A 6,862-nucleotide genomic window follows, 5' to 3' on the forward strand; every position below is an offset into this window, starting at 1 on the left:
CTGGTGTGGGCGACGGCGTTCGGCGTGACGGCGGTGTGGTGGTTCCGGCGGAAGGACATCACCTCATAGGTGCGCTGCGCGCTCGTGAGCACTAATCCGCCCTATGACACGGGAAAGTGCTCACGGGCGCGGACGCGCACCCACATAGGCCCCCTCCACCCGGAACCGCAACCCCGGGTCGGCGTACTGCTCGAGTGCGTGCGCGACCCACCCGACGGTGCGTGCCACCGCGAACACCGCCTCCCCGGCCTCGGCGCGCATCCCGTGGACGTGCTGGACCGCCGCCAGCGCGAGGTCGACGTTCGGGAAGACGCCCGGCCGCCCCGCCACCGCCGCCGTCAGCCGTTCGACGAGCGCCGCCGCGTCGGTCCCGGCGATCAGCTCCAGCAGCACCGCCGTCCGCGGGTCGCGCTCGCGGTAGATCGAGTGCCCGAAGCCGGGCAGCCGCTCCCCCGCGCGCAGCCGCTCGGCCACGGCCGCCTCCGGGTCCTCGAGCGCCTCGGCGAGGAAGCGGTACGCCGCCGTGCTCGCCGTCCCGTGCACCGGCCCGTCGAGCGCCCCCAGTCCCGCCGACACCACCGCGTACGGGTGCGCCCGCGCGCTCGCCGCCACCCGCGCGGCCATCGTCGACGCCGCCAGCCCGTGGTCGGCGAGCAGCACGAGAGCCGTGCGCAGCACCTCCGGCGGCTCCGGAGCCGTCGGGTCCCCGGCGAGCGCCGGCCACAGCCCACCCTCGCCCAGCGCCCCGACCATTCCCCGCCGGCACCGCATCGCCGTCGCGACGACGGCCGCGGGCTCGAGGTCGAACCGCCACGGGTCGAGCGCCGCGAGGGTGGCGACGGCGACCCGGAGCCGGTCGGTGGGGCGTGGTCGCCCCGGCATCCGGGCGACGAGGTCGCGGACCGGCCCGACGACGCCGTCGAGGTCCGGCTCCCCGAGCTCGGCGTCGAGCTCGCCCGTCCAGAGCAGGGCCGCGACGCGGTCCGGGGTCTCGGTCCGGGCGAGGTCGGCGACCCGGTGCCCGCGGAAGTACACCTCGTCGTCGGCGAGCAGCGTCAGCCGCGTCGTGATCGTCTCCGCGACGCCGGTGGGACGGCGGGCGGCACCCCGGGTCGCGACGAGCGCGTCCACCTCGGCGGCGTCGAACGTGCTGGGCCGCCCGCCCGTGCCGCGGGTGGAGGTGAGCAGGCCGCGGCTCACGTAGGCGTAGAGCGTCTCGGGCTTCACCCCGAGCCGGGCCGCGGCCTCGGCGGTCGTCAGGGTCGCCACGAGGTTGACCGTATCAAGATTGACTGCATTGATCGCGCAAGCGCATCGTCGGCGTCATGACCATCGACACCGTCCCCGCCGGACTGCGCGGGGTGGCCGTCAGCGACACCGCCATCGGCGACGTCCGGGGCGACGAGGGCTATTACCACTACCGGGGCCGTTCCGCGGTCGAGCTGGCCCGCACGCGGACCTTCGACGACGCCGCGGCGCTCGTCCTCGACGGCGAGCTGCCCGACGCGGCGGGGCTCGCGCGGTTCCGCGCCGAGCTCGCCGAGCGCCGGGAGCTGCCCGGGGCGGTGCACGCGATCCTGCCGACCCTCGCGGGCGCGGGCACCGACTTCGCCCCGCTCGCCGGGCTGCGCGCCGCGCTCGCCACGCTCGGGGCCGCCGACGGTCTCGCGCCGGTGTGGGGCGCGACCCCGCGGGCGCGCCGGGCCGACGCGCTGCGCGTCGTCGCGGCGACCCCGACGATCCTCGCGGCGCTGCACCGGCTGCGTCGGGGGCTCGAGCCCGTCGCACCCCGCGACGACCTGCACGGCGCCGCGGCGTGGCTGTACCTGCTCACCGGCGCCGAGCCCGACCCGGCCGCCGCGGCCGCCGTCGAACAGTACCTGGTGGCGACCATCGACCACGGGTACAACGCCTCGACGTTCACCGCCCGGGTCGCGGCCTCGGCCGGCACCGACGTGGCCTCCGCGGTCGTCGCCGCCCTCGGCACCTTCGCCGGCCCCCTGCACGGCGGCGCCCCCGACCGTGCCCTCGAGGCGGTCGACGAGATCGGCGCCCCGGAGCGCGTCGACGCCTACGTCCGCGCGAAGCTCGCCGCGGGCGACCGCGTCATGGGCTTCGGGCACGCGGTGTACCGCACCGTCGACCCGCGCGCGGTGCTGCTGCGCGACGTCGCCCGCGAGCTGCGCGACCGGCCCGGCGGCGAGATCGTCGCGCTCGCCGAGACCGTGCAGGAGCGCACCGAGGCGTTGCTCGCCGAGCACCGGCCGGGCCGCGACCTGCGGGTCAACGTGGAGTTCTGGGCCGGCGTCGTCATGCACCTCGCCGGGATCCCGCGGGAGATGTTCACGCCGACGTTCGCGGTCAGCCGCGTCGTCGGCTGGTGCGCGCACGTCCTGGAGCAGGCGGCGTCGTCGACGATCATCCGGCCGTCGGCGCGCTACGTGGGCCCGACGCCGTTCTGAGCGATGGGCACCATCGCTCGGTAGAGCCGCTCAGGAGTGCCCCTCGCCGGAACGCCCGGCCGGCGTCCGTTCTGAGCGATGGGCACCATCGGTCGGTAGAGCCGCTCAGGGGCGCCCCTCGCCGGAACTCAGCCCCGCACCCCCGACGCTCGATGCGGTCGATCCCTGCCCGATCTCGGGCAGGAAACTGGCCTGAATCGACGAAGGCGGGCAGGCTCGTCGTCATGGACCCGGAACTCGTCCGCCACGTGGCGGCGTCGACGGGTCTGTCCGGGCCGGTCGCCGCACGCGTGGTGGCCGACGTCGTCGCCTACTTCTCGGAGACCACCGAGGAGTTCGTCCGGCGACGGCACCGGGAGCTGCAGTCCCGCGACCGGCGCAACGCCGAGATCTGGGCGGTGATCGCGTCCGAGCTCGCGGCGCGGCCCGTGCGGTCCGGCGAGGTCAGCGAACGGCAGCTGCGACGCATCGTCTACGGATAGGGGCAGCCTGTGTGCGGCATCGTGGGGTACGTCGGGACCCGACCGGCGTCGAGGATCCTGGTCGAGGGGCTCGCCCGCCTGGAGTACCGCGGGTACGACTCGGCCGGCATCGCCGTCGCCCACCGCAAGACCCTGCGCACGACGAAGGCCGTCGGGCGCGTCGACGACCTGCGGGCCGCGATCGGTGACGACCCCGGTCCCGGCAAGGTCGGGATCGCCCACACCCGCTGGGCCACCCATGGCGAGCCGAGCGAGCGCAACGCCCACCCGCACACCGACGCCGCGGGCCGGATCGCGGTGGTGCACAACGGCATCGTCGAGAACGCCGAGGAGCTGCGCGCGAAGCTGATCGCCGACGGGGTGGTGTTCGCCAGCGACACCGACACCGAGGTCCTGCCGCACCTGATCGCGAAGGCCTCGGCCGACGACGAGTCGCGCTCGCTCGAGGAGGCGGTCCGGGAGGCGCTGCGCGTGGTGGAGGGGACCTACGGGCTCGTCGTGCTCGACGCGCGCCGTCCCGACGAGCTCGTCGTCGCCCGCAACGGTAGCCCGATCGTGCTGGGGCTCGGCGACGGCGAGATGTTCGTGGCCTCCGACGTGGCGGCCCTCGTCCGGCACACCCGCCAGGTGGTGTTCCTCGCCGACGGCGAGCTCGCGACGATCACCGCGACGGGCTACGAGGGCTCCCGGCTGAGCCCGCCGACCACCGTCGACGTCGACGACGACGCCTACGACCTGGACGGCCACCCGGACTTCCTGTCCAAGGAGATCCACGAACAGCCGGCCGCCCTGCACCGCGTGCTGGCCGGCCGACTCGACGCCCGGTTCGCGACGGCGCGCCTGGACGGGCTGCGGCTCGACCCGCGCGAACTGCGGGGGATCCGTCGCGTCACGTTCCTCGGCTGCGGATCCGCGCTGTACGCCGGACAGATGGGGGCGGCCCTCGTCGAGGAGCTCGCCCGCGTGCCCGCCGATGCCGAGCAGGCCAGCGAGTTCCGCTACCGCAACCCGCTGGTCGACCCGGACACGCTCTACGTCGCGGTGAGCCAGTCCGGCGAGACCATCGACACCCTCGCCGCGGTGGAGGAGCTGCAACGTAAGGGCGGCCGCGTCGTCGGGTGCGTCAACGTCATCGGCTCGGCGATCGCGCGCCAGTGCGGGGCGGGCATGTTCATCCACGCCGGCCCCGAGGTCTCGGTGGCCTCGACGAAGGCGTTCAGCTCGATGACGACGTCGTTCGCGCTGCTCGCGCTGCTGCTCGGGCGGGTGCGCGACCTGTCCTCGGCGCACGGCACCCGGCTCGTCGAGGGCCTGCGGCGGCTGCCCGAGGCGGTGGAGCAGGCCCTGGCGGGCGAGGCCGAGGTGGCGGCGGTGGCGCGGAAGTACGCCGACGCGCGCTCGATGTTCTACCTCGGCCGGGTGCGGGGGTCGGCGGTCGCGCGGGAGGGCGCGCAGAAGCTCAAGGAGATCTCCTACGTGCACGCCGAGGCCTACGCGGCCGCCGAGCTCAAGCACGGCCCGCTCGCGCTCGTGGACGCGACGATGCCCTGCATCGTCGTGGTCCCCGACGACGAGCTGGTCAGCAAGAACGTCTCGACGATCGAGCAGATCAAGGCCCGCGGCGGCCCGGTGATCGCGGTGACGAACGCCGACCTGCCCGACGGGCTCGCCGACGCCGTCCTACGCGTGCCGCGCCTCGAGCCCGAGCTCGACCCGATCCTGCTCGGCGTCCCGCTCCAGCTGCTCGCCTACCACTGCGCCGCGGCGCTGGGCCGCGACATCGACAAGCCGCGGAACCTCGCGAAGTCGGTGACGGTCGAGTAGGTGCGCTGCGCGCTCGTGAGCACTTTTCCGTCCTATGACACGGGAAAGTGCTCACGAGCCGGAGGCACCTACCTCGAGCGTCACCACCGACCCGTGTGCGTCCACGACGACCTCCGCACCGCCCGGCACCGCGCCGGCGACGATCCGCCGCGCGATCGGCCGCTCCACCTCACGCGCCACGACCTGGCGCAGCCCGCGCGCCCCGGCCTTCGGGTCGGCCCGCCCGGCGAGCACCGCGAGGGCCTCGGGGGTCACCCGCAGCGTCACGTCCCGGGCCGCCAGCCGCTCCCGGGTCGAGGTCAGCAGCAGGTCGACGACCTGGACGAGCCGCTCCCCCGACAGCGGCCGGAACAGCACGACGTCGTCGATGCGGCCCAGCAGCTCCGGGCGCAGCGAGCGCCGCAGCACCGTCATCACCGGCTCCCGCGCCGCCTCGACGTCGTCGCCGGCGACCTTGAGCTCCGCCGCCGCGAGGTTCGACGTCATGATCACGACGGTGTCGGTGAACGACGTCGTCCGCCCGTGCGTGTCGGTGAGCCGCCCCGCGTCGAGGATGCCGAGCAGCACGGCCACCACGTCGGCGTGTGCCTTCTCGATCTCGTCGAAGAGCACCACGCTCGACGGCCGGCGCCGCACCGCCTCGGTGAGCTCGCCCGGCCGGTCGTGCCCGACGTACCCGGGCGGCGCCCCGGTCAGCCGCGAGACGGTGTGCGCCTCGGCGAACTCGGCCATGTCGAACCGGATCAGCCCGTTCTCCGACCCGTGCAGGGAGGCCGCCAGCGCCCGCGCGAGCTCGGTCTTCCCGACGCCCGTCGGGCCCACGAACAGCAGCGACGCGACCGGGCGGTTCGGGTCGGCGAGGCCCGCCCGCCCGGTGAGGACCGCGTCGACGACCGTCGCCACCGCCGGGTCCTGCCCGACGACCCGCGCGCGCACCCGCACGTCGAGGTCCAGCAGGCGGGCGCGGTCGTCATCGGTGAGGTCGGCGACGGGCAGGCCGGTCGTGTCCGCCACGACCTGCGCGACGTCGTTCGGCGTCACGGTCGGGCGGTCGGTGCCGCCCAGCTCCGAGCTGCGGGTCCGCACCCGCGCGGCCGCGCGGTCGAGGGCGTCGAGGGCCTTGTCGGGCAGCCGGCGGTCGTGCACGTGCTTCGTCGTCAGCTCGACGGCGGCCCGCCGGGTCGCGGGCGGCAGCACGACGCGGTGGTGGGCCTCGTACCGGGCCACGGTCCCGTCGAGGACGGCGAGCGCCTGCTCGGGCGTCGGCTCCTCGACGGTGATCGTCGCGAGCCGCCGGGCGAGCGCGGCGTCGGGCTCGACGTGCCGGCGGTACTCCGCGGTCGTCGTCGCGCCGATCAGCCGCAGCTCGCCGCGGGCCAGCGCGGGCTTGAGCATCGACGCCGCGTCCATCGTGCCCTCGTGGCCCGCGCCCGCCCCGACGATCATGTGGAGCTCGTCGACGAACAGCACGACGTCGGGGTGGGAGGCCTCGCGGAGCACCCCGCTCAGCCGCTCCTCGAACTCGCCGCGGTACTTCGTCCCCGCGACCATCCCGCCCAGGTCGACCGACACGATCCGCACGCCCACGAGCGCCTCCGGGACGCGGCCCTCGACGACGCGGGACGCGATGCCCTCCACGACCGCGGTCTTCCCGACGCCGGGCTCGCCCAGCAGCACGGGGTTGTTCTTGGTGCGCCGGGCCAGCACCTCCACGACCTGCGCGATCTCGGTGTCCCGCCCGATCACCGGGTCGAGCCGCCCGGCGCGGGCGTCCGCGGTGAGGTCGTGGCCGTGGCGGTCGAGGGTGGGGGTGCGCCGCGGCGGGCGGGACGGTCCGGGTCCCGACGACGGGTCGGTGCGGGTCGTGCCGTCCGCGCGCGGGCCCGGCTCGCGGCGGTCGTCGCGGCGCTGGTCCTCGCGGTCGTCGTCGCGGCCGGGATCACCGAACAGCAGCCCGAGGTCGAGGTCGACGAGCCGGCCCACGAGCCCCTCGAGCAGTGAGTCCGCGGGACGGCCGCGGTCCTCGTCGTGGGAGTCGGGCACGGAGACCTCCTGGAGGGGAACGGATGTTCCTCCAGGGTGCCCGTCCGCGGC

The 6,862-nt window shown here is 75.3% G+C and carries 5 protein-coding genes; 3 read left to right on the forward strand and 2 right to left on the reverse strand.

The genetic code is table 11. From position 1 onward, the window contains the following. Positions 1-120: 120 nt before the first annotated feature. Entirely contained in the window at positions 121-1,269 is a 1,149-nt protein-coding gene (locus AC0CYZ_RS13995; RefSeq protein WP_472216291.1) for a citrate/2-methylcitrate synthase, read from the reverse strand. A gap of 56 nt (positions 1,270-1,325) precedes the next feature. Here AC0CYZ_RS13995 and AC0CYZ_RS14000 point away from each other — a divergent pair, with 56 nt between their 5' ends. The 3 genes from AC0CYZ_RS14000 (at position 1,326) to glmS (ending at position 4,768) form a co-directional block, all read left to right on the forward strand. Continuing rightward, the gene (locus tag AC0CYZ_RS14000; protein WP_472216293.1) at positions 1,326-2,462 is read left to right on the forward strand and encodes a citrate/2-methylcitrate synthase; all 1,137 of its coding nucleotides are present in this window, start codon (positions 1,326-1,328) and stop codon (positions 2,460-2,462) included. Between the two features lie 224 nt (positions 2,463-2,686). After that, positions 2,687-2,944 carry a hypothetical protein gene (locus AC0CYZ_RS14005; protein WP_472216296.1) on the forward strand — a complete coding sequence of 86 codons (258 nt, stop codon included), beginning with the start codon at positions 2,687-2,689 and terminating at the stop codon, positions 2,942-2,944. 9 nt (positions 2,945-2,953) lie between these two features. Beyond that, complete coding sequence (glmS, locus tag AC0CYZ_RS14010) at positions 2,954-4,768, forward strand: glutamine--fructose-6-phosphate transaminase (isomerizing) (protein ID WP_472216298.1); 1,815 nt, start codon at positions 2,954-2,956, stop codon at positions 4,766-4,768. Positions 4,769-4,819: 51 nt separating this feature from the next. On the opposite strand, the gene AC0CYZ_RS14015 is transcribed toward glmS, so the two are convergent. Continuing rightward, the gene (locus tag AC0CYZ_RS14015) at positions 4,820-6,811 is read right to left on the reverse strand and encodes an AAA family ATPase (protein WP_472216300.1); all 1,992 of its coding nucleotides are present in this window, start codon (positions 6,809-6,811) and stop codon (positions 4,820-4,822) included. Between the last annotated feature and the right edge of the window lie 51 nt (positions 6,812-6,862).

This window comes from Actinomycetospora sp., from assembly GCF_055612215.1.

What these genes read in the sequence shown, in the direction of transcription:
- AC0CYZ_RS14000 (WP_472216293.1), top strand. Translation starts at nt 1,326, where the DNA reads ATGACCATCGACACCGTCCCCGCCGGACTGCGCGGGGTGGCCGTCAGC.
- AC0CYZ_RS14005 (WP_472216296.1), top strand. Translation starts at nt 2,687, where the DNA reads ATGGACCCGGAACTCGTCCGCCACGTGGCGGCGTCGACGGGTCTGTCC.